Raw genomic sequence first — 25,715 nt, forward strand, 5'->3', positions numbered from 1 at the left:
TGGCAGTGGATGTTCCTGCTGCAAGGCGTGCCGACGGTGATCCTCGGCGCCCTCGCCTACTTCCTGCTCAGCGACAGCTTTGCCAACGCCAAGTGGCTCACGCCCCATGAGCGCGCGGTGCTGGAAGCCGACCAGGCGACCGACCTGGCCAACAAGCCGAAGACCACCAGCGACTCGCTGCTGGAAGTGTTCAAGAACCCGGCGATCTGGGCGTTCGGCCTGATCTACTTCTGCATCCAGAGCGGTGTGTACGCCATCAACTTCTGGCTGCCATCGATCATCAAGAACCTGGGCTTCAGCGATAACCTGGTGATTGGCTGGTTGAGTGCGATCCCGTACCTGCTGGCGGCGGTGTTCATGCTGCTGGTGGGCCGCTCTGCCGACTTGCGCAAGGAGCGTCGCTGGCACCTGGTGGTGCCGATGCTGATGGGCGCGATCGGGCTGGTGATTGCGGTGAACTTTGCAACCACGCCGGCCATTGCGATCCTCGGCCTGACCATCGCCACCATGGGTGCCCTCACCGGCCTGCCGATGTTCTGGCCGGTGCCAACCGCGATGCTCAGCGCAGGTGCGGCAGCGGGTGGTCTGGCGTTGATCAACTCCATGGGCCAGATGGCGGGGTTCCTCAGCCCGTATATCGTCGGGTTTGTGAAAGATGCCACCGGGTCTACGGACCTGGCGCTGTACCTGCTGGCGGCGGTGATCGTCGCGGGCAGTGTGTTGGCGTTGCGCATGACGCGCACACTCAAGGCTTGAATCAGCGCTGACCGGTGCCGCGATATCGAGGGCGGCGCCGGTCATCTATCTGCTCATATAAAGGCGTGTTTTTATAGGCAAACAACTGCCTGACAGCCGTATTAACCTCTACGCCCATTACAGGTAACAAATAGGCTACAACCTTTACCCAGCCTTTACTTTCGTACTCCATCATCCCGTCCGAAACCGCTGTCTGAAGCATATGCCCGGGGATATTATCAAGACCGGTTCGGTGCATACGTAGAGGACTTATCATGATCAGTCGACTCTCAAAAATGAAAGTAGCCATGTTGCTCATTGCCACCCTCGCCATCGCAGGGCAAGCAGAAGCCCGTGGAGGATATGGCTATGGCTGGGGTCACGGTTATGGGTACGGGCATGGCGGTGGTTGGGGCTGGGGTGGCCCGGCTTTGCTGGGTGCGGTTGTCGGCGGTCTCGTAGTGGGTTCGGTGGTCGCCAACTCCCAGCCTCCGGTCTATGTGCAGCAGCAACCGGTTTACGTGCAACCGCAGCCGGTGTACATCCAACAGCCGCCACCGGTCTATTACCAGGCGCCGCCTCCAGGCTATTACTACCCGCCACAACCGGTTCCGGTGCCACGTTATTAAGCACGGCCCTATTACTGATAATGCAGGTCCCGCCTGAAAGCGGGACCTTTTTTATTCAGCTGCCTTTAGAGTAATCCGCCGCCATCGACATCAATCACGCTACCGGTGATAAACCCGTTCTCCATCGCCAACACATACCCGGCAGCCACTTCTTCGGCCTGCCCCACGCGCCCCACCGGCAACGCCCCGCCCGCCTTGGCAAACATTGCCAGTCGCTGCTCATCGGACAACCCGGCATACGCCTCGGTGTCGATCACCCCCGGGCTGACCACATTGACCCGCCGTGGCGCCAGTTCCTTGGCCAGCTGCTTGCCCAGCGCTTCGGTCGCCGCATTGATGCCGGTCTTGATGAATTGCCCCGCAACCGTTTTGCGCCCCAACTGCCCCGACGTCAGGGTGATGCTGCCGCGCTCGGCGAGAAATGGCAGCGCCGACTGGATCGCCCGCAGCGAACCCCAGAGCTTCACGTTGAAGTTGTCTTGCGCCAGGTTCAGGTCGGTCTCGATCAACGCCTTGGCCTGCACCGCAGGCCCTGCGGTGTAGACCAGATGGTCAAACGGCCCCACGGTTTCGAACAAGCGCTGTAATGAGGCTGCGTCGGTCACGTCCACCTGCTCGCTACGCACCCCGTTCTCCACGGTTGAAGACAAGCGCCGCCCGGCCAGCACCACATGGGCACCGCGTGCCACGGCCTGCTTGGCCACCGCGGCACCAATGCCGCTGCTGCCGCCAATGACGATGATGGTTGTGCCGTTGAGGGGAGATGTCATGGGGAAATACCTGGCTGAGAAAATGAGCTTTCATCTTCCCAGCTTGGCAATCGTTGAAAAATCCCGGTAAAACAACAAGATCTTTAAAGGATTTTTACAAATGAGCTCAATCCTCGACCTTGAAGTGTTCGTGCGCACCGCCGACACCGGCAGCCTGTCGGCAGCCGCCCGCAGCCTCAGCCTGACCCCGGCCGCAGCGAGCATTGCCCTCAAGCGCCTGGAAACCCGCCTGGGCATCCGGCTGCTGGCGCGTTCCACCCGCAGCATGCGCCTGACCGAAGAAGGCCGGCGCTACCTCGACAGTGTGCGCGTGGCCCTGGAGGCGCTGTCGGAAGGCGAACAGGCGGTCAAGCAGCAAGGCCAGAGCCTGAGCGGGTTACTGCAATTGGCCGCGCCCTCGGATTTCGGGCGCAATGTGCTGCTGGGCTGGCTGGATGAGTTCAAGCTCGAACACCCGAACGTGCGCCTTCAGTTGCTGCTCAATGACAGCAATGCCGACCTGTTCCGCGAAACCGTCGACATCGCCCTGCGCTTCGGCGTACCACGGGACTCCAGCCTGGTCGCGTTGCCGGTGGTGCCCGACCACACGCGGGTGGCGTGCGCCAGCCCCGACTACCTCGCGCGCCACGGTACGCCACGCCTCCCCCAGGACCTGGCACAACACAGCACGCTGCGCTATATGCGCCAGGGTCGGGCGAACAACACCTGGTACTTTCGCCAGGGCGAGGTGCTGCAGGAAGTCGAGGTCGGCGGCGACTACCTCAGTGATGACGGCGAGATCGTGCGGCGCTGGGCATTGGCCGGGCACGGCATCGCCTATAAAGCGCGGCTGGATGTAGCGCGCGATATCAAGGCCGGGCGCCTGGTGCCGTTGCTCACCGATTGGCAAGGCGAACCGACCCCGTTCAATCTGATGTGTCCCCATCGGTTGCAGGTGTCGAAGCGGGTCAAGGTACTGCACCGCTTCCTGCAACTGCGCTGCGCCGAACTATTACCGCAATAACCGTCGCGGGGCTTGTTCCAGAGCCTTGCTCTCTGGTATTGGATAGGGCCTGTCTCCCCCTTTTGAGGTGTTCACGATGATTTACCGCACACTGGGCCAGTCCGGGTTGAAGGTCAGCGCACTGACCCTGGGCAGCATGATGTTTGGCGAGCAGACCAACACCGAGGACTCGCTGCGCATCATCGACAAGGCCTGGGATCAAGGCATCAACTTTATCGACACCGCCGACGTCTACACCGGCGGGCGCTCCGAGGAAATCGTCGGCGAAGCCATCGCCCGCCAGCGCCAGGATTGGGTGCTGGCCTCGAAGGTCGGCATCGGCCCGGCGGATGGCCTGCCGAACCGCAGCGGCCTGAGTCGCAAGCGGATTTTCAATGCGCTGGAAGCCAGCCTGACGCGCCTCGACACCGATTACCTGGATATCTATTACCTGCACCGCGAAGACCACAACACGCCACTGGAAGTCACGATTTCAGCGATTGGCGACTTGATCCGCGAGGGCAAGATCCGCCACTGGGGCCTGTCCAACTACCGCGGCTGGCGGATCGCTGAAGTGATCCGCGTGGCCGAGCGCCTCGGGGTGGACAAACCGATCATCAGCCAGCCGCTGTACAACATCGTCAACCGCCAGGCCGAGGTGGAGCAGATCACCGCCGCCGCCGCGTATGGCCTGGGCGTGGTGCCTTACAGCCCGCTGGCCCGTGGCGTGCTCAGCGGCAAATATGCGCCGGACGTAACGCCTGAAGCCGGCAGCCGTGCCGGGCGCCAGGACAAGCGCATCCTGGAAACCGAATGGCGCGTTGAATCCCTGCGCATCGCCCAGCAGATCCAGCAATACACCCAGGGCCGTGGCGTGGGGATTGTCGAGTTCGCGATTGCCTGGGTCCTGAACAACTCGGCGGTCAGTTCGGCGATTGTCGGGCCGCGCACCGAGGCGCAGTGGGATGCCTACACCGGCGCGCTGGAGGTGAAGATCACGGCGGAGGACGAAGCATTCATCGACTCGCTGGTCACGCCAGGGCATGCGTCGACGCCAGGGTTCAATGATGTGAGCCACTTTGTGTCGGGGCGAGTTGCCCGGCCATAAGTCCCTTTTATGGGGGGACCTGAGAAATCCTCCCATAAACCGCTCAAAAACAGAGCAAACATCTCACCTCAAAAGCACTATATTCCCTCCCTGAAATCCCCCCTTCTTTTGTATCAATCGGCTTTCGTGAGGACAGTGTGTCTAAAGGTGTTGTGTTATCGGTCTTGGCCTCGGTGTTGTTTGCCGTGATGTATTACTTCACGTCGCTGCTTACGCCCTTGAGCGGCCTGGAGATCTTCGGCTGGCGCATGTTGTTGACGGTGCCCTGCATGACCGTGTTCATGATTGTCAGCGGCGAGTGGCGACGGGTGTGGGAACTGGTTCGGCTGGTTGCGGCCAAACCCGCGCTGATCGGCGGGGTCGTGGTGTCTTCGGCCCTGCTGGGGGTGCAGTTGTGGCTGTTCATGTGGGCGCCGCTCAACGGTCGCAGCCTGGATGTATCGTTGGGCTATTTCCTGCTGCCATTGACGATGGTGCTGACCGGTCGGCTGGTGTATGGCGAACAATTGTCACGCCTGCAAAAGATTGCGGTGTTCTTCGCCGGTGCTGGTGTGCTGAACGAGTTGTATCAGGTGGGCGGATTCTCCTGGGCAACCCTGGTAGTGATCATCGGCTACCCGGTTTACTTCGTACTGCGCAAACGCCTGAAGACCGACCACCTCGGCGGGCTGTGGCTCGATATGGCGCTGATGTTGCCGGTGGCACTGTGGTTCGTGCAAAGCGGCGAACAGGGTTTTGCCGTGCTCGACGCCCACAAGGGCTTGTACGCCTTGATCCCGATGTTGGGCTTGATCAGTGCGTCGGCGCTGGTGTGCTACGTCGTCGCCAGCCGCTTGTTGGCCTTCAGCCTGTTCGGGCTGCTCAGCTATGTAGAACCGGTGCTGCTGCTCGGCGTGGCCTTGTTGTTGGGCGAAAGCATCAAGGCGGGGGAATGGCTGACGTATCTTCCGATCTGGCTCGCGGTGATGGTGCTGGTGTTTGAAGGCTTCAAGCATTTGGTGCGTCAGCAGAAGGCCTGACAGCGCTTTTTTTTGCTGCCATTTCGAGCATTACAGCCGTTTGCGACAACCCCCCTCGGATGGCCCCGTAATACGGAATCCTGCCTTGGATTTCGTCGCCTATTTGCGTCAGTGCGGCGTCCATTTGCGCCTTTTCAACGCCAAACAGCTTACCGAGCCGGTTGTCCTGGTTGAGTTCAAGCAAGGTGCCGGTGACGGGGTTTTTGACGATTTTTTCGATGGACTGCGCCACATCCTCAGGCACGCCCAGTGCGATCAAGGCCGTCCCAATGCCTGAACCCGGATTCTTCAGTTGGCGGATGAACTCGTCGAACAGCCCCCATAAATCGTTGGCACCCACATTATCCAGGCTGACACTGACGACCGTTTTCAAGTATTGCTCTCGCGAAACAGGCGACAGCGGCTGGTCATTGTTCAGGCCGTTTTTCACAAAGTAGAAGTTGCCCTTGTTACCTCCTCCATGGAAGTTGCCGTAGGCATCGTACTGATAGAGTACGGTTTCTCCGTCCGAACGTGTGCCTGCGAAAGTCACCCGGCCATCACGGGTCTCAACTTTCAGGTAGGTCCCCGTCAGCCCGTTGACCGGTACCGGCGGGACGCTTGTGTGCTTGTCCAGGCGATTGAAAATATCGCCCTTTTCGTAGCCAAAAGGCCCGACCACGGCATTGATATCGCCTGCTGCGAAGCGCGTCATCGTGTCTTTTACCCGCTTTGTCTGATCGGCAGGTGCATTGCGGGAAAAATGCCCGGCAAATACATCCAACTTGTCAGGGTCGGTGGCGACCTCTTTGAGCCAGGCGTTCATTTCTCCAAGGTTATTGAATTCGAAGAACGAATTGCCCTCAACGTCAGGAATATACAACAGGACATTCGTTCCGGTTTCAGAGGCGGGTACGCGTTTGACCACCAGAATGTCGCTCGACTGGATCCCGTCCACCGCGAACGTGCAGACCTGCGCGCCGACGGTTGATGAGGTACCCGGGGCCAATACGGCATTGGCCAGTTCGACGCCTGCGGCGGTCAGCTCGCCCTGCGCACTGCTCCATTCCACGTTCGAGGAAAACGTCACGCGGGCGACAGTGGCAGGACTTAATGGGGAGGGAACAGTTGGGGCCAAGGGACTGATGGCCGGTTCGTCGTTGACGGCTGCTGCCTGATTCAAACCTGGAGGTGGACTACCGGTGTGCGCAATGACTGTCATACATGAACCTCAACTGGGCATATGACACTGAGTAACGCTGGCAGTGAATTCCGTTCCTGGCCGCTAGCAACCGCCTGTGTCCCGATGTTTCTGCCGGGCAACAAAAAGCCCGGCCGGGTGCAATCCCGGTCGGGCTTTTTTGTGTGTCGCCCAGGCGATCAGTCAGCGGTCAACACACCACGACGCACTTGGTCGCGCTCGATGGATTCGAACAGTGCCTTGAAGTTGCCTTCACCAAAGCCGTCGTCACCCTTACGCTGGATGAACTCGAAGAACACCGGGCCCATCAGGGTTTCCGAGAAGATCTGCAGCAGCAGGCGCTTGTCCCCCGCCACTGACGAGCCGTCCAGCAGGATGCCCCGTGCCTGCAGTTGATCCACCGGCTCGCCGTGGTTCGGCAGGCGGCCTTCGAGCATCTCATAATAGGTGTCTGGCGGCGCGGTCATGAAGCGCATGCCGATCTTCTTCAACGCATCCCAGGTCTTGACCAGGTCATCGGTGAGGAAGGCAACGTGCTGGATGCCCTCGCCGTTGAACTGCATCAGGAACTCTTCGATCTGCCCGGCACCCTTGGACGACTCTTCGTTCAGCGGGATGCGGATCATGCCGTCCGGGGCGCTCATGGCCTTGGAGGTCAGGCCGGTGTATTCGCCCTTGATGTCGAAATAGCGCGCCTCACGGAAATTGAACAGCTTCTCGTAGAAGTTCGCCCAGTAGGCCATGCGGCCGCGGTACACGTTGTGGGTCAAGTGGTCGATGACCTTGAGGCCCGCGCCCACCGGGTTGCGCTCGACACCTTCGAGGTACACGAAGTCAATGTCATAGATCGAGCTGCCTTCACCAAAGCGGTCGATCAGGTACAGCGGCGCGCCGCCAATGCCCTTGATCGCCGGCAGGTTCAGCTCCATCGGGCCGGTTTCGATATGGATAGGCTGGGCGCCCAGTTCCAGGGCCCGGTTGTAGGCCTGTTGCGAGTCCTTGACGCGAAACGCCATGCCGCACACCGACGGGCCGTGCTCGGCCGCAAAGTAGGAGGCGATGCTGTTGGGTTCGTTGTTGAGGATCAGGTTGATCTCGCCCTGCCGGTACAGGTGTACGTTCTTGGAACGGTGGGTCGCGACCTTGGTGAAGCCCATGATCTCGAAGATCGGCTCCAGGGTGCCCGGGGTTGGCGATGCGAATTCGATGAACTCAAAGCCCATCAGGCCCATTGGGTTTTCGTACAGGTCTGCCATTTTCGGTGCCTCATCATCATTCTTGTAATTAACAAATGTTTATTTGCGAGCAAGGATGAGGTCAGCGGGTGGCGCACAGGAGATACCCCGCACGCTGCGGGCGAGGAAGTCACCAAAGATGAGGGGGGACCCGAGTAGCTTCATGGTTACATCAGTCTCTGACGGGCGAGGCTTGCGTTAGCGCAAGTCCTTATTCTTGTATGCGTAAATCGATTCTACACAGCGTAAACAGATTTGTCCGTACTCTTATCAAATCCCCATTGCCCTGGCCCGCGCAAGGGGTTTGTTGCACAGATAGATGCCCAGCAGAATGACCGCCCCACCCAGCAGCATCGGCACGGTCAGTTGCTCGCCAAGCAGCAATGCGCCGCAGATCACTGCCGTGAGCGGATTGAGGGCGATAAATACACCCGCACGGGTGGCGCCGATGCGGCGCAGGCCATCGTAGTAGCCGATGTAGGCCAGTGCCGAGCCCAGCACGCCCAGGTACAGCAAACTCATCAGTTGGGGCAGATCAATCCGGCCCAATGCGGCCACCGTTAGTCGACCCGTCACCAGCGTGGTGATCGTCAGCATCAGCGTGCCCAGCAGGATCGACCAGGTCACGGTTTGCAATGGCCCCAGGCGCTGGTTGAGACCCCGGGAAAACAGCGAGTACACGCCCCACCCCACCACGCAGCCGAAAATCAGCAAGTCGCCGACCCACGCATCTGCCGTGCCCTGCAGCAACTGCGGGTTGCGACTGACGATCACCAGCCCTGCGCCACCCAGGCACAGCGCGATCCCCACCAGCTTGAAGCAGCCCAGGCGTTCCTTGAGCAGCAGCCACGAGGCCAGGCCAATCACTGCCGGGTTCAGCGCCACGATCAACGACGCCCGGGAAGCATTGATGTAATGCAGGCCGTAGAAAAAACACAGGTTGTAGAAAAAGATCCCGAAAAAGCCCAGCACCATCAATTGCACCCATTGCGCGGTGGTCGGACGCACCAGGCGAATACGCGCGGCGCCCAGGAAGGCCAGCAGCGCCAGGCTGGCCAGTGCAAAGCGCACGGTCGCCGCCAACAGTGGGTCCAGGCCTGCCGCCAGATAGCGCCCGGCAACGAAGGTGCCGCCCCAGATCATGGTCACGGCCGCCAGCTTCAGATACGTCAGACGGTCAGGGCTCGGGTTCATCAGATTTCTACTCACAAGACACGGGATTGGCTTATTGTTTGGCTAATCCCCGATCATCGTAAAATGAGTAAATACTCATGACCCTTACCCAACTGGAAATCTTTTCCCTGGTGGCCGAACTGCAAGGTTTCACCAGCGCCGCCAATCGCCTGGGCATCAGCCAATCGGCGGTGTCCCATGCGATCAAATCCCTGGAGCAGGAACTGGGTGTGGAGTTGATCCGACGTCATCAGTCCCAGGTCGAACTCAGCGATATCGGCCAACAACTGCTGTTGCGCGCCCGGGCCATGCTCGGGTTGGCCAACACGCTGCAACAGGAAGCCGCCGATGCCCGCGGGATGAAGCGCGGCACGCTGCGCATCGGCTCGTTCGGGCCGACCTCATCGATTCGCCTGTTGCCCGCGATCCTGCAGTATTTTCGCGAGCAGCATCCGGGCATCGAGGTGCATGTCGACGAAGGCCCCGATCGCCAGGTGACGCAGTGGCTGGAAGAGCGGCGCGTCGACGTTGGGTTTGTGGTGCTGCCTGAAGAGCGCTTCGATACGTTCCCGTTGATTGAGGACCAACTGGTCGCGCTGCTGCCCTTGGGGCATCACTTGGGCGCGCAGCCAAGTGTCAGCCTGAAAGCGCTGTGTGGTGAACCTTTTATCCTGACCCAGGCTGGTTCGGCCGAACTGGTCTCAAGGCTGTTCGTCGGTGCAGGGTTGCAGCCGGATGTGCGTTACCGCTGCTCACAGCTGCTCAGCACCCTGGACACCGTGCGCCGGGGCGACGGCGTGACCATTGTCGCCGAGTTGTCGCTGCCTGAATCCACGCAGGCGGATTACCTGATCAAACCGCTCAAGCCTGCCGTCAAACGCCAGGTGGGGCTGGCGGTACTGGACCGTCGGCAGTCCTCACCGGCAACCCTGGCATTTATTCAACTGGCCACACGGTTGAAGCTTTATTGAACATGCACAGACGCCTGCCGCCATCTATCATGGCCAATACCGATACGCTTTGTTGGAAGGCCACCGAGGTTGTCCCGACCGCATTTGAGCGTCCTATTGCCCTCTCCCGCTACAGGCTGCGCAAATGCCACTGACCGTCAAAGGCCCCCGAAAGGCCTCCACTCGCCACCTGATCACCCTGCTCAGTGGCGCGCTGCCCATTTTGCTGGGTGTGCTTATCCTGTATTGGCAAGCCGGGCGCACCCTCGAGCACAGCACCGCGCAAACCGCCCAGGAGGCCGTGCGCCAGTTTGACCTGATGCTCGACAACACCGCCCTCGCCGCCCAGGACCTGCTGCCACTGGCCGGCCATGAATGTGATAACCCGACTCAACTGAAGCTGCGGGAACAGGTCACCCGCCGGCCGTTCGTGCGCGCCACCACCTTGTCCTGGCAGCGCAACATCTATTGCAGCTCGTTGTTTGGTGGCAACTACCAGTCACCGGTCAACCCTGAGGACTACGTCGGCGGCCGTCTCTGGCTGATGAAAGGCAACCCGGTGACACCCGACACCGCATTGCTTGTTTATCGCCTCACCGAGGGAGACCGGGGGGCCTTTGCCTCCATCGATGGCTACCACCTGACAAACGCCTTGCGCCTGATCAGCCGATATACCGACCTGGTGTTGCAGGTGGGGCCTAACTGGCTGGCGGCGGATGGCAAGGTGCACAGCACAACGCTGCCGACATTTTCCGTCGCGCATCATCATCTCGACTCCACACGGTATACCTACAGCGTGGAAGCCGGGATGCCGGAGGGTGAAACCTGGCGCTACATGCAGGCGCGGTATCCTGCACTGTTCGTTCTGGTGGTGTTTTTCGGCGTGCTGGCAGGCATCCTCGCCCACTGGCTGCAAAAGCGCTCATCGGCACCGACCCTGGAACTGCAACGGGCCCTGGGCGCCAATGAATTTGTGCCCTATTACCAGCCAGTGGTGCGTGGCGACAACATCCGGCAGTGGGCCGGCTGTGAAGTGCTGATGCGCTGGAATCATCCCAGGGAAGGCCTGGTGCGCCCGGACCTGTTCATTCCCCTGGCCGAGCATTCGGGCCTGATCGTACCGATGACCCGCGCCCTGATGCGCCAGACCGCCGCACAGTTGGCGCCCCACACCGCGCAGTTTGCCGACAATTTTCACGTGGGCATCAACATTACCGCTCGCCATTGTCACGACCTGGAGCTGGTGGAGGACTGCCGGGAGTTCCTCGCTGCCTTCCCGCCGGGCAAGGTGATCCTGGTCCTGGAGTTGACCGAGCGCGAGTTGATCGAACCCACGGATATCACCCGCCAGCTGTTCCAGGCGCTGCATGAAATGGGGGTAATGATCGCGATCGACGACTTTGGCACCGGCCACTCCAGCCTGGGTTATTTGCGCAACTTCAATGTCGATTACTTGAAGATAGATCAAAGCTTCGTGGCAATGATCGGTGTTGATGCACTCTCGCGGCATATACTCGACAGCATCATTGAACTGTCTGCCAAGCTGGACCTGGGCATCGTTGCCGAAGGCGTCGAAACACAAGAACAATGCGACTATCTGGCGGCCCAAGGCGTTGATTTCTTGCAAGGCTACCTGTTTGGCAAGCCTGTACCTTGCGACGAGTTCATTAGATTCCTGAACAGCCATTGAATAGCCAGCCACTTCAACGGAAATATTGTTATTTATACAAAAGACATGATTTACTCATGACTGATTAACTACTACAATTTTTCCTGCCTGTGCTGAATTGGCAGGAAGGCCACTTTCATTGAGTCGCCTTAAGGCTCTTGGCTTATCGCTTTGTTTGCAGTAGATATCAGCCAAATACACTATTGGAGTATAGATTTTGTCCAGACTCGCCGAATTTCGCGCAGCAGAAAAAGCCCTTCAAGAGCAGCTTGCCCAGCTGGAATCCCTGAAGAACGATGCTGGTTTGAAGAAAGAAATCGAATTCGAAGAAAAGCTGCAAGGGCTGATGAAGACCTACGGCAAAAGCCTGCGCGACATCATCTCCATCCTGGATCCTAACCCGGGCAAGTCCGGCGCTTCCGTCGCTGCCGCACCCAAACAGCGCCGTGCCCGCGTCGTCAAGGTTTACCACAACCCGCACACGGGTGAACTGATCGAAACCAAGGGCGGCAACCATCGCGGCCTGAAGGCGTGGAAAGAACAGTACGGCGCAGCCACAGTAGACTCCTGGCTTCGCGGCTAATGCTTTGCGGCTAGTACAAACGCACTAAGAAAAGCCCTGCACATGCAGGGCTTTTTTGTTTACAGCCATCGATAGTGAAACAAATCAGGACGCTGGCACTTTCAAAAACGAACTTTAAAAAACATTTCACTTTGTTCAAATCGACTTATTTGTCGCGATGCCTACAACGCTCAAAGTTTAAGGCTGTCACGCACCGAACTGACTTCATCCTTGCTTGATTCGTAAGCGTCGGCCTGGCCTGCGTATGAAAAAACATAGGCCTTATCGGTATCGACAGCCCCCACCAACGTTTGCGACAGCACATGCCGACCGTTCTCGGTGATTACACAGGTAGTTTCCAATGCCTCAAGCCGGCTCAATGTTGTGGGGTGCATCTTGGTGCACACACTTTGATAACCACCCTGGGCAAAGTCCTTCTGGATGGATTTGCGCATTTCCAGCAGCACGCCTTGCAGGTTGACCGTATGCCCCGCTTCGATTGGCGTGCCCGTCAACTCCATGACCATCAAGGTCGCGCCATTCTCATCATTCTTTATGGCCCGCTGGCGGGACACCGCCGACGGTTGTGCCGGGGCCTGGTCGTCGGGCGCCACTTCCTCTACCTGCCAGCCGCTGGGCCAATGAATTTCCGGGTCAGCCGCCCATGCAGCGGTGCTGCCCAGCAACAGGCCCAGGGTACTCAACAACGGTGCGCGAAATCCGGTCATTACGAAAAACACTCAAGGTTCAAGCGACAAAGTTTGGGCCCCTGCACCCGCTGGCCGCAAGGGTTGCGTGACCTTTTTCATTTGGCGCAACCGGCAGGGCTGCGTATCATGGACCGGCTGCACGGATGCCAGCCGCAAGCCAAGGGATGCTCCAACCGGAGCCACGTTTGCCCCATTTTTCTCTGGAGGGCCCATGAGCCTGCACGAACTGAACACTTTCCCGGGCGTCACCGCCCAGCCTGACGCCGCCACCACGAACTTCGTATTCAACCACACCATGCTGCGGGTCAAGGACATCACCAAGTCGCTGGATTTCTACACCCGCGTACTGGGTTTTTCCCTGGTTGAAAAACGTGACTTCCCGGAAGCCGAATTCAGCCTGTACTTCCTGGCCCTGGTCGACAAGGCCCAGATCCCGGCCGACGCTGCCGCCCGCACCCAGTGGATGAAGTCGATCCCGGGCATCCTCGAACTGACCCACAACCACGGCACCGAAAACGACGCGGACTTTGCCTACCACAACGGCAACACCGACCCGCGTGGCTTTGGCCATATCTGCATCTCGGTGCCGGACATCGTTGCTGCCTGCACGCGCTTTGAAGAACTGGGCTGCGACTTCCAGAAGCGCCTGAGTGACGGCCGCATGAAAAGCCTGGCATTCGTGAAAGACCCGGATGCGTACTGGGTTGAAATCATTCAGCCAACGCCGCTGTAAGGTTCCGCCGGCAATAAAAAACCCCATGATCACTCATGGGGTTTTTCATTTCCGGGCCGGAATTTACGCCGGGGCGGAAGTGCGGATCAGGTGATCGAAAGCACTCAGGGAAGCCTTGGCGCCCTCGCCTACTGCAATCACGATCTGCTTGTACGGCACAGTCGTTACGTCGCCGGCGGCAAAAACGCCTGGCAGCGAAGTCTCACCACGTGCATCGACGATGATCTCGCCACGTGGAGTCAACTCCACAGTGCCTTTGAGCCAGTCGGTGTTGGGCAGCAAACCGATCTGTACAAAGATGCCTTCCAGGTCGATAGTCTTGAATTCGCCACTGTCGCGATCCTTGTAGGCCAGGCCGGTAACTTTCTGGCCATCACCCTTGACCTCACTGGTCAGCGCGCTGGTAATCACGTCAACGTTCGGCAGGCTGTACAGCTTGCGCTGCAACACGGCGTCGGCGCGCAACTTGCTGTCAAACTCAAGCAAGGTCACGTGGCTGACGATACCGGCCAGGTCGATGGCTGCTTCAACGCCGGAGTTACCGCCGCCGATCACCGCCACGCGCTTGCCCTTGAACAGCGGGCCGTCGCAGTGCGGGCAGAAGCACACGCCCTTGGCCTTGTATTCCTGCTCACCCGGTACACCCATTTCGCGCCAGCGGGCACCGGTGGCCAGGATCACGGTCTTGGACTTGAGGGTCGCACCGCTTTCGAAACGGATTTCGTGCAGCTCACCGTTGTTTTTCGCCGGGATCAGCGCAGTAGCACGCTGCAGGTTCATGATGTCCACGTCGTACTGACGCACGTGGGCCTCCAGGGCGCTGGCGAGTTTCGGCCCTTCGGTTTCCTGTACCGAGATAAAGTTCTCGATCGACATGGTGTCCAGCACCTGCCCGCCGAAGCGCTCGGCTGCAACACCGGTACGGATGCCTTTACGTGCAGCGTAGATAGCCGCTGCCGAACCCGCTGGGCCACCGCCGACGACAAGTACGTCGAACGCATCTTTGGCGCTGATTTTCTCGGCGGCTTTTTCGATACCGCTGGTGTCGAGCTTGGCGAGGATTTCTTCCAGGCCCATGCGGCCCTGGCCGAAGTTCACACCATTCAAGTAAACGCTGGGCACGGCCATGATCTGACGATCATCGACTTCTGCCTGGAACAGCGCACCGTCGATGGCGACGTGGCGGATGTTCGGGTTCAGTACTGCCATCAGGTTCAGCGCCTGGACCACGTCCGGGCAGTTCTGGCACGACAGCGAGAAGTAAGTCTCGAAGCTGAACTCGCCTTTAAGGGCGCGAATCTGTTCAATCACTTCGACACTGGCCTTCGAGGGGTGGCCGCCGACTTGCAGCAGCGCCAACACCAGCGAAGTGAATTCATGGCCCATTGGGATGCCGGCAAAACGCAGGCTGATATCGGCACCCGGGCGGTTGATGGAGAACGATGGCTTGCGCGCATCATTGCCATCGCTTTTCAGGGTAATCAGCGTCGAAAGGCTGGCTACATCCTGCAAGAGGGCAAGCATTTCCTGGGATTTCGCACCGTCATCGAGGGAGGCGACGATCTCGATCGGCTGGGTGACCCGTTCCAGGTATGACTTCAACTGAGCTTTAAGATTGGCGTCCAACATACGGGCGATTTCCTATTAATTCGGTTTATTGCAGACAAAAAAACGCCCGAGCGAATCTCGCCCGGGCATTTCGAGGGCGGATGCAGCTTACTTAGGTGCGGTAACCCGCCCTTGGCATTTCACAGACTTAGATCTTGCCGACCAGGTCCAGGGACGGAGCCAGGGTGGCCTCGCCTTCTTTCCACTTGGCTGGGCAGACTTCGCCCGGGTGAGCAGCAACGTACTGGGCCGCCTTGATTTTGCGCAGCAGCTCGGAAGCGTCACGGCCAACGCCGCCATCGTTCAGTTCAACGATTTTGATCTGGCCTTCAGGGTTGATCACGAAGGTGCCACGGTCTGCCAGGCCAGCTTCTTCGATTAGCACGTCGAAGTTGCGGGAGATGGTCAGGGTCGGGTCGCCGATCATGGTGTACTGGATTTTGCCGATGGCTGGCGAGGTGTTGTGCCAGGCAGCGTGGGCAAAGTGGGTGTCGGTGGAAACGCTGTAGATTTCGACGCCCAGTTTCTGGAATTCGGCGTAGTTGTCAGCCAGGTCTTCCAGTTCGGTTGGGCAGACGAAGGTGAAGTCGGCTGGGTAGAAGAACACGACAGACCATTTGCCTTTCAGGTCAGCATCAGTCACGTCTACGAAGTTGCCGTTTTTGTAGGCGGTAGCTTTGAACGGTTTTACTTGGCTGTTGATGATAGGCATCGTTGACTCTCCGTCAGGTTTGTAGAAGGGCTTAGTAAGTTGATGAGGTGAATCCTACCCACTCTCCCGGCCGATGGCTCATTGGCAAACCTGATGCTGACGATTGGTTTTCACTATCAAGAGACTGTATTAATAGAAGAAACCTTGAATCACTCGAGGGATGCTCGGGTCATGCCGAGAAAGGGCGTCGCTTCAACATAGCGCATGGCCGATTTCATGTCTTTCCAGCCGACGTAAGTCATCAACGACTTCAAGTCCCAGCCACTGCGATGAGCCCAGGTAGCGAAGCCCCGGCGCAGGGAGTGGCTGGTGTACTGATCGGCCGCAATCCCGGCGCGCTCCAGCGCCTGGCGCAATAGCGGGATCACGCTGTTGGCGTGCAAGCCCTCCTCGCCCAGGTTGCCCCAGCGATCAATGCCGCGAAACACCGGGCCGCGTACCAGCGCTGAAGCGCTGAGCCATTCGCCGTAGGCTTGCACCGGGCACAGCCGCAGCAGCGCCGGCGTCTGGTAGGTGCGGCCGATATTTTCCCGATCACTTTTGCTGCGCGGTAGATACAGGGTGATGCCCGAACCGGGCACCGCCTGCACGTGCTCGATATTCAGCCGGCACAACTCATCGCTGCGAAAGCCACGCCAGAAACCCAGCAGGATCAACGCTGCGTCACGCTTGGCCCGCAGCCATCGGGGATGGTCTTCTGCGCCTCGGGCGTCGTGGCCTTCCTGTTCGAGGAACTGGATGACCTGCTCCAGGTGCTGCAGCTGTAATGGCTCCGCCTGTTTTTCCTGAGCCGGGTGCAGGGCGCGAATGCCTTTCAGGACTTTGCGCACCACTGGCGCCTTGGTCGGATCAGGAAACCCCTGGCTGGTGTGCCACTGGGCCAGCGCCGATAAACGCAGCTTCAACGTGTTGACCGACAGCACGCCCGCATGCGCCACCAGATAGCGCGCCACGCTGTCGCTGGTCGCCGGCAGGAATCCACCCCAATTCACCTCGAAATGCTCGATTGCCGCTCGATAGCTGCGGCGGGTGTTATCGCGGGTGGCCGCATTCAGATAACGGTCCAGCTCACTCATGCCTGTACTGCCATTGGCTGTTGTCCATTTCAAAACCTCTATCACACGGGATAATACGCCAATATCCCATCTGATAAATCATCAATTTCGGCTTTAAAACAATCGTGATATAGTACGTATATACATACTACGTACCACAGTACCAAATCGACGGAGACTCCATGGCTCGCGGCGGCATCAATAAAGCAGTAGTTCAAACGGCACGCCTGGCGATCCTTGCCCGTGGCGAAAACCCGAGCATCGATGCAGTACGCATCGAGATGGGCAATACCGGCTCGAAAACCACGATTCACCGCTATCTGAAGGAGCTGGACGAAAGCGAAACCCGCCAGACCATCACCGAAGCGCCCATTGACGACGAATTGGGTGAACTGGTGGCGCGACTGGCCCAGCGCTTGAAGGAGAAGGCCCAGGAGCCTATCGACCTGGCCCTGGCGCAGTTCCAGCAACAGAAAACCGCCCTGCTCGCCCAGGTTGATGAGCTGGAAGCGGCCCACTCCCAGCTCAAGCAGCAGTTCGATATCCAGTCCGCCGCCCTGGCCGATGAAAGCGCGGCCTTGCAAAGCACTCGCTCCAGCCTGCAAACCGAGCAAACCCGCAACGCCGGGCTGAGCCAGGCGTGCAGCGATTACGAGTTGCGGATCAACGACAAGGACGAGCAGATTCGCTCACTGGAAGAGAAGCACCTGCATGCCCGGGACGCCCTGGAGCATTACCGCAATGCGATCAAGGACCAGCGTGAGCAGGAACAGCGTCGCCATGAAGGCCAGTTGCAGCAGGTCCAGGCAGAGCTGCGCCAGGCCCAGCAGAGCGCGATGGTGCGCCAGGATGAAATCACTCAGTTGCACCGCGATAACGAGCGCCTGCTGATCGAGCATCGGGTGACCGTGAAGGAATTGAGCGCACTGCAGGAACAGGCTCGCCAGGACCGCGAACAGCAGCGTCAATTGAGCGAGCAAGTGAGCGTGATCGACAGCGAGCGTACCCTGTTGCAGGAACGCTTGCGGGTTGCCCAACTGGAGAATCAGGCGCGCCAGGAAGCGCTGGCCGAGCATCAGAAGGCCAACAAAACCCTGGAACTGGACCTGGTCAAGGCCCAGGCCAGTATTGATGCGCTGCGCCTGGCAGCCGTCGTTGCGACGGTGCCGGAAGCAACTACCGAGGGCTGATTACTGCGCCACTGGCGTGCGCATGGTGACGAACTCTTCCGCCGCCGTTGGGTGCACGCCGATGGTTTCATCGAAATGCTGCTTGGTCGCGCCCGCCTTGAGCGCGATCGCCAGGCCCTGCACGATCTCGCCAGCGTCGGGGCCGACCATGTGGCAACCCAGGACCTTGTCGGTCTCGGCGTCGACTACCAGCTTCATCAGGGTCTTTTCCTGGCAGTCGGTCAGGGTCAGTTTCATCGGCCGGAAGCGGCTTTCGAACACCTGCACCTTGTGCCCGTCTTCACGGGCCTGCTCTTCGCTGAGGCCCACGGTGCCGATATTCGGCAGGCTGAACACCGCCGTCGGGATCATCGCGTAGTCCACCGGACGATATTGCTCAGGCTTGAACAAGCGACGTGCCACGGCCATGCCTTCAGCCAGGGCCACTGGGGTCAGTTGCACGCGGCCGATCACATCACCAATCGCCAGGATCGATGGTTCGGCGGTCTGGTACAGCTCATCCACTTCGACAAAGCCGCGCTTGTCCAACTTGACGCCAGTGTTTTCCAGCCCCAGGTTATCGAGCATCGGGCGCCGGCCGGTGGCGTAGAACACACAATCGGCTTCCAGCACGCGGCCATCTTTCAAGGTGGCCTTGAGGCTGCCATCGGCCTGCTTGTCGATACGCTCGATGTCGGCGTTGAACTGCAGGTCCAGGCCGCGCTTGGTTAGCTCCTCCTTCAAGTGCGTGCGCACCGAGCCGTCAAAACCGCGCAGGAACAGGTCGCCGCGATACAGCAGCGAAGTCTGTGCGCCCAGGCCATGGAAAATCCCGGCGAACTCGACGGCGATATAGCCACCGCCGACTACCAGCACACGCTTGGGCAGCTCCTTGAGGAAAAACGCCTCATTGGAGCCAATGGCGTGCTCGCGCCCCGGGATTTCCGGGATCTGCGGCCAGCCACCGGTGGCAACCAGAATGTGCTTGGCGGTAAAACGCTCGCCGTTGATTTCTACCTGGTGCGGGTCCACCAGCCGCGCATGCCCTTCGTGCAGGGTCACGCCGCTGTTGACCAGCAGGTTGCGGTAGATGCCATTGAGGCGGTTGATTTCACGATCCTTGTTGGCGATCAGGGTCGCCCAATCGAAATTCGCTTCACCCAGGGACCAGCCAAAACCGCTGGCCTGCTCGAAGTCTTCGGCGAAATGCGCGCCGTATACCAACAGTTTCTTCGGTACGCAGCCCACATTCACGCAGGTACCGCCCAGGTAGCGGCTTTCAGCCACCGCCACTTTGGCGCCAAAACCCGCAGCGAATCGTGCAGCGCGCACACCGCCGGAACCGGCACCAATTACATAAAGGTCAAAATCGTAGGCCATTTCACTCTCCTCGGCAGGACAACAGCATACCTGCTGCCGCGCCAGAGGTCAGCGCCTTACCAGCGATACGTCGCGCTGGCCTGCAACGAACGGGTTGCGCCCCAGTAGCAAAGGAAACCGTTGCTGCAGTAGGCCAGGTATTCCTTGTTGAACAGGTTGCTGGCGTTGAGGGCCAGGCGCCAGTTCTGCACGTCATAGTGCGCCGCGGCATCAAACAGCGTGCGCGATGACACCTCCAGCGTGTTGTCGGCGCTGCCGTAGCTCGGCCCGAAGTAGCGCGCACCCGCCGCGAAACCGACGCCCTGCAGCGGGCCGTCGTGGAAGGTGTAGTCCGCCCACAGCGAGGCACTCTTGCCCGGGATGCCGGTCGGGTGTTCGCCCTGGTCGCCGTCATTGGATTTGAGGATGCGCTGGTCCATCCAGGTGTAAAAACCGATCAGGCTGAGGTTCGAGGTGACCTCGGTATGGGCTTCCAGCTCGATGCCGCGGGAGCGGATTTCGCCTTTCTGCGTGGCAAAATTGGGGTCGACATCGTCGGTGGTCAGGACGTTTTGCTGACGCAGGTCGAACACTGCCGCGCTGTACAGGCTGCGGGAGCCCACAGGCTGGTATTTAACGCCGGCTTCGTACTGCTTGCCGGTGGTCGGCACAAATGTCGCGCCCAGCCGGTCAGTGCCCAGTTGCGGCTGGAACGATTCGCTGTAGCTGACATACGGCGCAACGCCGTTATCAAACACGTAGCTCAGGCCCGAACGCCAGGTGAGTTTCTCGTCGTGCTGGCGCGTGTTGCTCAGGTTGGCGCCGGTCAACGCGCTGTCCTGATTGTCGTAGGTACGCGCCCAGTCTTGCCGCACACCGATCAGCCAGCGCCAATGGTCGAAGCTGAGCTGGTCCTGCAGGTACACGCCAAACTGGCTCTGGGTGGTGTATTGGTTGATGGACACCGGCACCCTCGGCAAGGCGCTGAAGTCGGGGTTGTAGATATTGATCGCACTCGGGAAATACTGACCGCCCCGGTTGATGGTCTGCAACAGCCGCTGGAAGTCCGCCCCCATCAGCACAGTGTGCTTGACCGGGCCGGTGCTGAAGTCGGACTGCAACTGGTTATCAAGGGCGAACTGGCCAAGGTGCTCATGATTGACGTTGGCCCACAGCGGCGCGGTGGCAAGGTTGGCGTCCAGCGGCCCGGTGAGGGAAGTCTGGTAGTAGTCGACGTCATCATGCATATAGCGCAGGTGCTGGCGAAAGCTCCAGGTGTCGTTGAACCGGTGGCTGAACGCGTAGCCCAGGGAAAACTGATTGCGCTTGAAGCGATCGCGGTCCGGGTCGCCCAGGTAATCATCGGGGCGCAAGCGCCCATTCGGGTTGTGCAGCGCGGTGCCATACGCGGGTACCGGGTTGAACAGCCCACCTTCCGGGTCGTATTGATAGTTGGCCAGCAGGGTCAGGCTGGTGTCGTCGTCGATGTTCCAGGTGATGGCCGGCGCGATGGCGATGCGCTGGTCCTTGATGTGATCGGTCTGGGTATCGGCCATGCGGCCCAGCCCGGTCAGCCGATAGGTCACATCGCCCTGCTCGTCCAGGCGCCCGCCAAAATCGAAGCCGGCCTGATAGCGGTTGTCATTGCCCACGCTCATTTGCAACACGTGCAGTGGCTCATCCGTCGGCCGCTTGCTCTGCATGTCCACCAGGCCGCCCGGCCCGCTCTGGCCGTACAGCACGGAAGCTGGCCCGCGCAGCACGTCGATGCGCTCCAGAAACCAAGGGTCGACCCGAGGCGTAGCGAACCAGGTCGTGCGATTGAGCTTGAGCCCGTCGAGGTAGGAGTCGGCATCGAAGCCGCGAATGCTCAACTGGTCAAACCGCAGGTCGTTATCCTGGGAGTAAACCCCTGGTGTGTAGCGCAATGCCTGGTCGACGGTTTGCGCCGCCTGGTCATCCATCTGCTGGCGGCTGACCACCGAGATCGATTGCGGCGTCTCCACGATCGGCGCGCCGGTTTTGGTGCCCACGGTGGTGTTGCGCGCCACATAGCCTGGCACCACGCCGTCTGCCGGCTCGGCCTCGGCGGCTGTCACCGCGGTGTCCTTCAACACGATGGGCGCGTCATCGGCCCACACAACAGGAGCAAGCGCCAACACCACCAGCGCCAGCCTGGAAAGGTAAAATGGAGGAGAAGACAACGCACCGGACATGACGATTCCTTGAAAAGTCTTTTTGTTAATCGTTCTTATTTAATATTGAATCGCGTTAAAGATCCGGTCATTCTTCTACGCGCACGGGTCAATTAATGACCGTTCCAACCTACATCTCAGGAATCATTCTTGATTGGACAACATCTGGCGTAAACGCTTTGGGGCGCCCGCTCGCAGCACCAGCGAGGAATTACGGGTTCGGGCCCATGACTATGTCGATGGCGCACGAGAGATTTGGCACAGCCATGAATATGGCCAACTGGTGCACGCCACCCAAGGCGTGATCCGGGTGTTGACCCGCATGGGCGCCTGGACCGTCCCGCCGGCATACGGCTTTTGGATTGCGCCGGGTGTCGACCATGAATTGCACATGGTCGGTGAGGTTGCGATGCGCGCACTGTACGTGGAAAGCGATCAATTACCCACGGCGTGGCAATCCTGCCGATTGATCAGGGTAGAGCCGCTGCTGCGGGAGCTGATTCTGGGCATGCTCGCACCCGACGCCCACACTGCCCTGCTCACGCCATTGCTGCTGCACCAGTTGATATCCGCGACTCAAACCGAAGGCTGCAGCCTGCCATTGCCCCGGGACAAACGCCTGCTCAGTGTGTGTGAAATGCTTCTGGAAGACCCGGCGAACCCGGCCACCCTGGAAGACTGGAGTGAATCCATCGGCGCCAGCGTGCGCACCCTGCGCCGGCGGTTTCGGGATGAAACCGGGCTGAGCTTCAACCAATGGCGCCAGCAGCTACGGATTGCCGAAGCCGTTTGCCAGTTAGCCCAGGGCCGACCATTGGGGGCTATTGCACGGGACATGGGCTATGCCAACGGCAATGTGTTTGGTGCAATGTTCAAGCGGGTACTGGGCGAAGCCCCCAGCCGCTATTTGGGCAAGGCATAAAAAAACCTGCGGTCTTTCGACTCGCAGGCTTTTTCAACGGGCTGGCAACGATGAATCAGTAAGCCTTGCCAGTCTTGTAGAAGTGCTCGTAGCAGAAGTTGGTCGCTTCGATGTAGCCTTCAGCGCCACCGCAGTCAAAACGACGACCCTTGAACTTGTAGGCAATCACGCAACCGTCTTTTGCCTGCTTCAGCAGGGCGTCGGTGATCTGGATCTCGCCACCCTTGCCTGGCTCGGTTTCTTCGATCAGCTTGAAGATGTCAGGGGTCAGGATGTAGCGGCCGATGATCGCCAGGTTCGACGGAGCATCTTCCGGCGCTGGCTTTTCAACCATGTCGCGTACGCGGATCAGGCCATCACCGATATCGTCGCCGGCAATCACGCCGTACTTGTTGGTTTCCTGAGGATCGACCTCTTGAACCGCGACGATGGTGCAACGGTACTTCTGGTACAGCTTGACCATCTGGGTCAGGACGCCGTCGCCTTCCAGGTTTACACACAGGTCATCGGCCAGTACCACGGCGAACGGTTCGTCACCGATCAGCGGACGACCGGTCAGGATCGCGTGCCCCAGGCCTTTCATTTGGGTCTGGCGGGTGTAGGAGAACGAGCACTCGTCGAGCAGCTTACGGATGCCGACCAGGTATTTTTCCTTGTCGGTGCCCTTGATCTGGTTTTCCAGCTCGTAGCTGATGTCGAAGTGGTCTTCCAGGGCGCGTTTGCCACGGCCGGTCACGATCGAGATTTCGTTCAGGCCGGCATCCAGTGCTTCTTCCACGCCATACTGGATCAGTGGCTTGTTCACCACCGGCAGCATTTCTTTGGGCATGGCCTTGGTCGCTGGCAGGAAGCGAGTGCCGTAACCGGCTGCTGGGAACAAGCATTTCTTGATCATATGAGTCCTTACAAAGGGCTGTGCGTACGAAATTCGGCGCAGTCTAATCAGGCCGCAGTCACCTTACAATGGGTCCTGCTGGCGTTGCGATGTCAACATAGAGAAAAAATGTCGGCGTAAGTTCCGCCGGCATTCAATCAAGTACCTTCGCCGCTGTTAGAAATCGTCGGCTTGTGCCCGTCATTCAAAGGGCTCCAACCTTTTTAGCATGCTTTATGGCGATCGGCACTGACCTGCAACAACTTGCGCCGTCCTACGCCGTTTGGCGCTATCATTACGCCCTTGAACCAGACAACGAGATTGATAGATGTCAGAACCAAAAGGCGTGAACGGCTACCTGATCACCAAGCGAGCGGACGGCTGGCACTTGATCAACTTCCATGGCGACAGCGTTGCCGGCGCATTCGCGACCGAAGCTCAAGCCTGTGCCGTGGCCGAAGTGTTTGTGGATGAAGCCGGCCACGCGTCGAGCAAGCGTCCGAAAACCAAGTAACACCGCGGTAACGCCAATCAAGCCTCGTTTGACGGGGCTTTTTTGTGTTTGTCTGTACGTTGATGGCGGTTCGCTATAATCTCGCCTGTAACGCCCCACGACAGTGTCAGCGCTCCCCTCCAACACCCTGATGACGACTCCTACATGAACAAGATCCTGGCACTGATTGCGGTACTGGCGCTTACCGGTGGCTGCACCACCACTTCCGACACGGTCCTGAAGAACGGCGAACAAGGACTGGCCATCGACTGCTCCGGCGAAGCCAACTCCTGGGCCAGCTGTTATGAAAAGGCTGATGCGTCCTGCGCGGGCACCGGCTACCGGATTGTCGGCACCGAAGGCACACCGGCCCTGAAAGAAAGCGACAAGACCCTGGGCAAGGATGTCGGCAACTACAAGACCCGCAGCGTGACGGTGGTCTGCAAATAATTACATGTGAATTTCGGCGAACTTGATGCCCAGGCCGCGAATGGTCTCGATCAAGTCGTCCATGCGGGAGAAGGATTCGACTTCATCCTGGTCATCCACCAGGAAGTAGCTGCGACCGCCGCTCTTCTTGAAGAACACGATCCACTCGCCCGTATCCGCGGGATTTTGAATCACATGGGTCGCAGAAATATGCCCCCCTGCATGCTGTTCCCTGACTTGCTCACGTTTCATGACTGAGTTTCCGAAAAGACAATGCCGCTGATTCAGCGGCATTTTTTATGGGTTATCGACAGTTTAACGGATGCCTTGCCCGATCAGTACGCCATCGACCGTCTGCCCGTAAAGATTGACGCCGTCATTGGCGTGGAACTTCACCCGGGTTTTCTCCACGGAGCCGTCCACCAGGCGCGGGTCCTGAGGACGCTCGTGACGGTTGACGTAGGCCGCCACGTCCCAGGCTTGCTGGTCGGTCAGGCTGCCGCCCTGGCCCAGGGGCATGTTGTGCTTGATGAAGGACGCTGCCGTATTGATTCGATGCATCCCGGCGCCCCAGTTGTAGGAGTCTTTACCCCAGAGCGGCGGCATCACGTAGTTGTCGCCCACTTTCTGGCCCTGGCCTTCGGCGCCATGGCACACCGCGCACTGGCCCTTGTAGACCTCTGCGCCCTGGGCCAGGTCGTAACCCTTGGCGGGTGCCGGCACGTCCGGGTAGCCACGGCCCGGCAGTTCGACGCCCAAGGGAGCCTTGCTCGCCAGCCAGTAGGCATACACCGACAGCGCGGTAATCTCCGGGCTGTCTGCAGCCGGTGGCGTGCCGCCATTCATGCTGAACTGGAAACAGCCCTGCAAACGCTCGGCGAAGGTGTTGACCTTGTCGTTCTTTTTTCGATACGCCGGGTACATCGGGTACGCACCCCACAGCGGCGCCGAATTGGCCAGGCGACCCTGGTCCAGGTGGCAATTGCTGCAATTGAGGCCATTACCGACAAATTGCGGCGCCAGGCGCTTGGTGTCGACAAACAGCGCGTAGCCCTGTTTCACCAGCTTGCCGTAGGCGTTGTCCGGCAGCTCGCTTTCTTTTGGCGGCTGGAACTGCACGGCAGCCCCATGAGCGCCGGCTGGCTGCAACTGTGACTGGTCTTCCATGGCAATAGGGGCGGCATGGACGGGTACGCCGATCAGGCTTCCCAGCAGCGGAGCAAACAAGAAGCGCTTCATGGCTTGGCCTCCTGGCCGCTCAACGAGGCAAAATAGGTGGCCACGGCCTGCACTTCTTCAGCGCTGAGGGATTTGGCGATATGGCCCATCAGATCATTCGGATCGTTATGGCGCGTGCCGCTGCGCCAGGCGTTCAACTGCGCCGCGAGGTAGGCCGCAGATTGTCCGGCCAGGGGTGGAAACCCGTCGCCGACGCCCACGCCGG

28 protein-coding genes are annotated in these 25,715 nt (G+C 59.5%); 13 read left to right on the forward strand and 15 right to left on the reverse strand.

The features are described 5' to 3' along the window. Positions 1 to 756: MFS transporter (locus tag HX846_RS09090; RefSeq protein ID WP_178965293.1), on the forward strand; the 756-nt coding region annotated here is incomplete at its 5' end. A gap of 1 nt (position 757) precedes the next feature. Here the strand turns inward: HX846_RS09090 and HX846_RS09095 are convergent. Continuing rightward, the gene (locus HX846_RS09095) at positions 758 to 1,045 is read right to left on the reverse strand and encodes a hypothetical protein (RefSeq protein WP_178965294.1); all 288 of its coding nucleotides are present in this window, start codon (positions 1,043 to 1,045) and stop codon (positions 758 to 760) included. Between HX846_RS09095 and HX846_RS09100 the strand changes: the two genes are divergently transcribed. Beyond that, entirely contained in the window at positions 1,011 to 1,364 is a 354-nt protein-coding gene (locus HX846_RS09100; protein WP_023658819.1) for a hypothetical protein, read from the forward strand. The two genes, HX846_RS09095 and HX846_RS09100, sit on opposite strands and share 35 nt — an antisense overlap. A 65-nt stretch (positions 1,365 to 1,429) precedes the next feature. Here the strand turns inward: HX846_RS09100 and HX846_RS09105 are convergent, their stop codons facing one another. Then, a complete protein-coding gene (locus HX846_RS09105) occupies positions 1,430 to 2,134 on the reverse strand; it encodes an SDR family oxidoreductase (RefSeq protein ID WP_003212561.1) in 705 nt (234 codons plus the stop codon). Positions 2,135 to 2,234: 100 nt separating this feature from the next. On the opposite strand from HX846_RS09105, the gene HX846_RS09110 reads away from it, so the two are divergent. The 3 genes from HX846_RS09110 to rarD all read left to right on the forward strand — a co-directional run bounded on the left by HX846_RS09110 (position 2,235) and on the right by rarD (position 5,243). Next, positions 2,235 to 3,137: a LysR family transcriptional regulator gene (locus tag HX846_RS09110; RefSeq protein WP_178965295.1), complete on the forward strand. Its 903-nt coding sequence runs from the start codon at positions 2,235 to 2,237 to the stop codon at positions 3,135 to 3,137. Between the two features lie 76 nt (positions 3,138 to 3,213). After that, complete coding sequence (locus HX846_RS09115) at positions 3,214 to 4,224, forward strand: aldo/keto reductase (RefSeq protein WP_008432538.1); 1,011 nt, start codon at positions 3,214 to 3,216, stop codon at positions 4,222 to 4,224. 137 nt (positions 4,225 to 4,361) lie between these two features. After that, the gene (gene rarD / locus HX846_RS09120; RefSeq protein WP_023658818.1) at positions 4,362 to 5,243 is read left to right on the forward strand and encodes an EamA family transporter RarD; all 882 of its coding nucleotides are present in this window, start codon (positions 4,362 to 4,364) and stop codon (positions 5,241 to 5,243) included. Here rarD and HX846_RS09125 read toward each other — a convergent pair. From HX846_RS09125 to HX846_RS09135, 3 genes are all read right to left on the reverse strand, one after another. Continuing rightward, the gene (locus HX846_RS09125; protein ID WP_256739800.1) at positions 5,212 to 6,444 is read right to left on the reverse strand and encodes a dermonecrotic toxin domain-containing protein; all 1,233 of its coding nucleotides are present in this window, start codon (positions 6,442 to 6,444) and stop codon (positions 5,212 to 5,214) included. The two genes, rarD and HX846_RS09125, sit on opposite strands and share 32 nt — an antisense overlap. Positions 6,445 to 6,602: 158 nt before the next feature. Beyond that, a complete protein-coding gene (gene hppD / locus HX846_RS09130) occupies positions 6,603 to 7,679 on the reverse strand; it encodes a 4-hydroxyphenylpyruvate dioxygenase (protein WP_003212566.1) in 1,077 nt (358 codons plus the stop codon). Between the two features lie 249 nt (positions 7,680 to 7,928). Further along, positions 7,929 to 8,852, reverse strand: a complete 924-nt coding sequence (locus tag HX846_RS09135) for a DMT family transporter (RefSeq protein ID WP_178965296.1) — start codon at positions 8,850 to 8,852, stop codon at positions 7,929 to 7,931. Positions 8,853 to 8,929: 77 nt separating this feature from the next. Here HX846_RS09135 and HX846_RS09140 point away from each other — a divergent pair, with 77 nt between their 5' ends. The 3 genes from HX846_RS09140 to HX846_RS09150 all read left to right on the forward strand — a co-directional run bounded on the left by HX846_RS09140 (position 8,930) and on the right by HX846_RS09150 (position 12,033). After that, the gene (locus HX846_RS09140; RefSeq protein WP_177067363.1) at positions 8,930 to 9,802 is read left to right on the forward strand and encodes a LysR family transcriptional regulator; all 873 of its coding nucleotides are present in this window, start codon (positions 8,930 to 8,932) and stop codon (positions 9,800 to 9,802) included. Between the two features lie 124 nt (positions 9,803 to 9,926). Continuing rightward, positions 9,927 to 11,471 carry an EAL domain-containing protein gene (locus tag HX846_RS09145; protein ID WP_134326575.1) on the forward strand — a complete coding sequence of 515 codons (1,545 nt, stop codon included), beginning with the start codon at positions 9,927 to 9,929 and terminating at the stop codon, positions 11,469 to 11,471. 196 nt (positions 11,472 to 11,667) lie between these two features. Further along, complete coding sequence (locus HX846_RS09150) at positions 11,668 to 12,033, forward strand: histone-like nucleoid-structuring protein, MvaT/MvaU family (protein ID WP_003212570.1); 366 nt, start codon at positions 11,668 to 11,670, stop codon at positions 12,031 to 12,033. Between the two features lie 170 nt (positions 12,034 to 12,203). Here the strand turns inward: HX846_RS09150 and HX846_RS09155 are convergent, their stop codons facing one another. After that, positions 12,204 to 12,740, reverse strand: coding sequence for a DUF4946 domain-containing protein (locus HX846_RS09155; RefSeq protein ID WP_008432526.1), 537 nt, complete (start codon positions 12,738 to 12,740; stop codon positions 12,204 to 12,206). 193 nt (positions 12,741 to 12,933) lie between these two features. On the opposite strand from HX846_RS09155, the gene gloA reads away from it, so the two are divergent. Continuing rightward, positions 12,934 to 13,455 (forward strand): lactoylglutathione lyase, encoded by a 522-nt coding sequence (gene gloA / locus HX846_RS09160; RefSeq protein ID WP_178965297.1) that lies wholly within the window; start codon positions 12,934 to 12,936, stop codon positions 13,453 to 13,455. 63 nt (positions 13,456 to 13,518) lie between these two features. Here the strand turns inward: gloA and ahpF are convergent, their stop codons facing one another. The 3 genes from ahpF to HX846_RS09175 form a co-directional block, all read right to left on the reverse strand. Then, the gene (gene ahpF / locus HX846_RS09165) at positions 13,519 to 15,084 is read right to left on the reverse strand and encodes an alkyl hydroperoxide reductase subunit F (RefSeq protein WP_003212573.1); all 1,566 of its coding nucleotides are present in this window, start codon (positions 15,082 to 15,084) and stop codon (positions 13,519 to 13,521) included. 127 nt (positions 15,085 to 15,211) lie between these two features. Then, entirely contained in the window at positions 15,212 to 15,775 is a 564-nt protein-coding gene (gene ahpC / locus HX846_RS09170; RefSeq protein WP_003173835.1) for an alkyl hydroperoxide reductase subunit C, read from the reverse strand. 149 nt (positions 15,776 to 15,924) lie between these two features. After that, positions 15,925 to 16,851 carry a site-specific integrase gene (locus HX846_RS09175; protein WP_177067367.1) on the reverse strand — a complete coding sequence of 309 codons (927 nt, stop codon included), beginning with the start codon at positions 16,849 to 16,851 and terminating at the stop codon, positions 15,925 to 15,927. 161 nt (positions 16,852 to 17,012) lie between these two features. Here HX846_RS09175 and HX846_RS09180 point away from each other — a divergent pair, with 161 nt between their 5' ends. After that, on the forward strand, positions 17,013 to 18,020 hold the full coding sequence (locus HX846_RS09180; protein ID WP_178965298.1) for a DNA-binding protein: 1,008 nt from the start codon (positions 17,013 to 17,015) through the stop codon (positions 18,018 to 18,020). On the opposite strand, the gene gorA is transcribed toward HX846_RS09180, so the two are convergent. Together gorA and HX846_RS09190 are read right to left on the reverse strand one after the other, a co-directional pair. Further along, complete coding sequence (gorA, locus tag HX846_RS09185; RefSeq protein ID WP_003212576.1) at positions 18,021 to 19,379, reverse strand: glutathione-disulfide reductase; 1,359 nt, start codon at positions 19,377 to 19,379, stop codon at positions 18,021 to 18,023. Positions 19,380 to 19,435: 56 nt separating this feature from the next. Beyond that, the gene (locus HX846_RS09190) at positions 19,436 to 21,574 is read right to left on the reverse strand and encodes a TonB-dependent siderophore receptor (RefSeq protein WP_178965299.1); all 2,139 of its coding nucleotides are present in this window, start codon (positions 21,572 to 21,574) and stop codon (positions 19,436 to 19,438) included. 133 nt (positions 21,575 to 21,707) lie between these two features. On the opposite strand from HX846_RS09190, the gene HX846_RS09195 reads away from it, so the two are divergent. Beyond that, entirely contained in the window at positions 21,708 to 22,475 is a 768-nt protein-coding gene (locus tag HX846_RS09195) for a helix-turn-helix domain-containing protein (protein ID WP_008432512.1), read from the forward strand. A 55-nt stretch (positions 22,476 to 22,530) separates the two neighbouring features. On the opposite strand, the gene galU is transcribed toward HX846_RS09195, so the two are convergent. Continuing rightward, on the reverse strand, positions 22,531 to 23,370 hold the full coding sequence (gene galU / locus HX846_RS09200; protein WP_003212579.1) for a UTP--glucose-1-phosphate uridylyltransferase GalU: 840 nt from the start codon (positions 23,368 to 23,370) through the stop codon (positions 22,531 to 22,533). 307 nt (positions 23,371 to 23,677) lie between these two features. Here galU and HX846_RS09205 point away from each other — a divergent pair, with 307 nt between their 5' ends. Both HX846_RS09205 and HX846_RS09210 read left to right on the forward strand, forming a co-directional pair. After that, on the forward strand, positions 23,678 to 23,863 hold the full coding sequence (locus HX846_RS09205; RefSeq protein WP_003212580.1) for a hypothetical protein: 186 nt from the start codon (positions 23,678 to 23,680) through the stop codon (positions 23,861 to 23,863). A 144-nt stretch (positions 23,864 to 24,007) separates the two neighbouring features. Beyond that, positions 24,008 to 24,292, forward strand: a complete 285-nt coding sequence (locus tag HX846_RS09210) for a hypothetical protein (RefSeq protein ID WP_003212581.1) — start codon at positions 24,008 to 24,010, stop codon at positions 24,290 to 24,292. Here the strand turns inward: HX846_RS09210 and HX846_RS09215 are convergent, their stop codons facing one another. The 3 genes from HX846_RS09215 to HX846_RS09225 all read right to left on the reverse strand — a co-directional run. Beyond that, a complete protein-coding gene (locus HX846_RS09215) occupies positions 24,293 to 24,523 on the reverse strand; it encodes a hypothetical protein (RefSeq protein WP_177068956.1) in 231 nt (76 codons plus the stop codon). Between the two features lie 63 nt (positions 24,524 to 24,586). Continuing rightward, a complete protein-coding gene (locus HX846_RS09220) occupies positions 24,587 to 25,510 on the reverse strand; it encodes a c-type cytochrome (protein WP_003212583.1) in 924 nt (307 codons plus the stop codon). Then, the coding region (locus tag HX846_RS09225) for a cytochrome c (RefSeq protein ID WP_372241971.1) at positions 25,507 to 25,715 on the reverse strand (209 nt) is incomplete at its 5' end. The genes HX846_RS09225 and HX846_RS09220, both read right to left, overlap by 4 nt.

The organism is Pseudomonas sp. K5002, assembly GCF_013386655.1.
GTDB lineage: Bacteria > Pseudomonadota > Gammaproteobacteria > Pseudomonadales > Pseudomonadaceae > Aquipseudomonas.

Bases quoted from the DNA above. Each gene is read 5' to 3' on its own strand.
- HX846_RS09100 (WP_023658819.1), top strand. From the start codon at position 1,011: ATGATCAGTCGACTCTCAAAAATGAAAGTAGCCATGTTGCTCATTGCC.
- HX846_RS09095 (WP_178965294.1), bottom strand. From the start codon at position 1,045: ATGGCTACTTTCATTTTTGAGAGTCGACTGATCATGATAAGTCCTCTA.
- HX846_RS09105 (WP_003212561.1), bottom strand. From the start codon at position 2,134: ATGACATCTCCCCTCAACGGCACAACCATCATCGTCATTGGCGGCAGC.
- HX846_RS09110 (WP_178965295.1), top strand. From the start codon at position 2,235: ATGAGCTCAATCCTCGACCTTGAAGTGTTCGTGCGCACCGCCGACACC.
- HX846_RS09115 (WP_008432538.1), top strand. From the start codon at position 3,214: ATGATTTACCGCACACTGGGCCAGTCCGGGTTGAAGGTCAGCGCACTG.
- HX846_RS09125 (WP_256739800.1), bottom strand. From the start codon at position 6,444: ATGACAGTCATTGCGCACACCGGTAGTCCACCTCCAGGTTTGAATCAG.
- hppD (WP_003212566.1), bottom strand. From the start codon at position 7,679: ATGGCAGACCTGTACGAAAACCCAATGGGCCTGATGGGCTTTGAGTTC.
- HX846_RS09135 (WP_178965296.1), bottom strand. From the start codon at position 8,852: ATGAACCCGAGCCCTGACCGTCTGACGTATCTGAAGCTGGCGGCCGTG.
- HX846_RS09140 (WP_177067363.1), top strand. From the start codon at position 8,930: ATGACCCTTACCCAACTGGAAATCTTTTCCCTGGTGGCCGAACTGCAA.
- HX846_RS09145 (WP_134326575.1), top strand. From the start codon at position 9,927: ATGCCACTGACCGTCAAAGGCCCCCGAAAGGCCTCCACTCGCCACCTG.
- HX846_RS09155 (WP_008432526.1), bottom strand. From the start codon at position 12,740: ATGACCGGATTTCGCGCACCGTTGTTGAGTACCCTGGGCCTGTTGCTG.
- gloA (WP_178965297.1), top strand. From the start codon at position 12,934: ATGAGCCTGCACGAACTGAACACTTTCCCGGGCGTCACCGCCCAGCCT.
- ahpF (WP_003212573.1), bottom strand. From the start codon at position 15,084: ATGTTGGACGCCAATCTTAAAGCTCAGTTGAAGTCATACCTGGAACGG.
- ahpC (WP_003173835.1), bottom strand. From the start codon at position 15,775: ATGCCTATCATCAACAGCCAAGTAAAACCGTTCAAAGCTACCGCCTAC.
- HX846_RS09175 (WP_177067367.1), bottom strand. From the start codon at position 16,851: ATGAGTGAGCTGGACCGTTATCTGAATGCGGCCACCCGCGATAACACC.
- HX846_RS09180 (WP_178965298.1), top strand. From the start codon at position 17,013: ATGGCTCGCGGCGGCATCAATAAAGCAGTAGTTCAAACGGCACGCCTG.
- gorA (WP_003212576.1), bottom strand. From the start codon at position 19,379: ATGGCCTACGATTTTGACCTTTATGTAATTGGTGCCGGTTCCGGCGGT.
- HX846_RS09190 (WP_178965299.1), bottom strand. From the start codon at position 21,574: ATGTCCGGTGCGTTGTCTTCTCCTCCATTTTACCTTTCCAGGCTGGCG.
- galU (WP_003212579.1), bottom strand. From the start codon at position 23,370: ATGATCAAGAAATGCTTGTTCCCAGCAGCCGGTTACGGCACTCGCTTC.
- HX846_RS09205 (WP_003212580.1), top strand. From the start codon at position 23,678: ATGTCAGAACCAAAAGGCGTGAACGGCTACCTGATCACCAAGCGAGCG.
- HX846_RS09210 (WP_003212581.1), top strand. From the start codon at position 24,008: ATGAACAAGATCCTGGCACTGATTGCGGTACTGGCGCTTACCGGTGGC.
- HX846_RS09215 (WP_177068956.1), bottom strand. From the start codon at position 24,523: ATGAAACGTGAGCAAGTCAGGGAACAGCATGCAGGGGGGCATATTTCT.
- HX846_RS09220 (WP_003212583.1), bottom strand. From the start codon at position 25,510: ATGAAGCGCTTCTTGTTTGCTCCGCTGCTGGGAAGCCTGATCGGCGTA.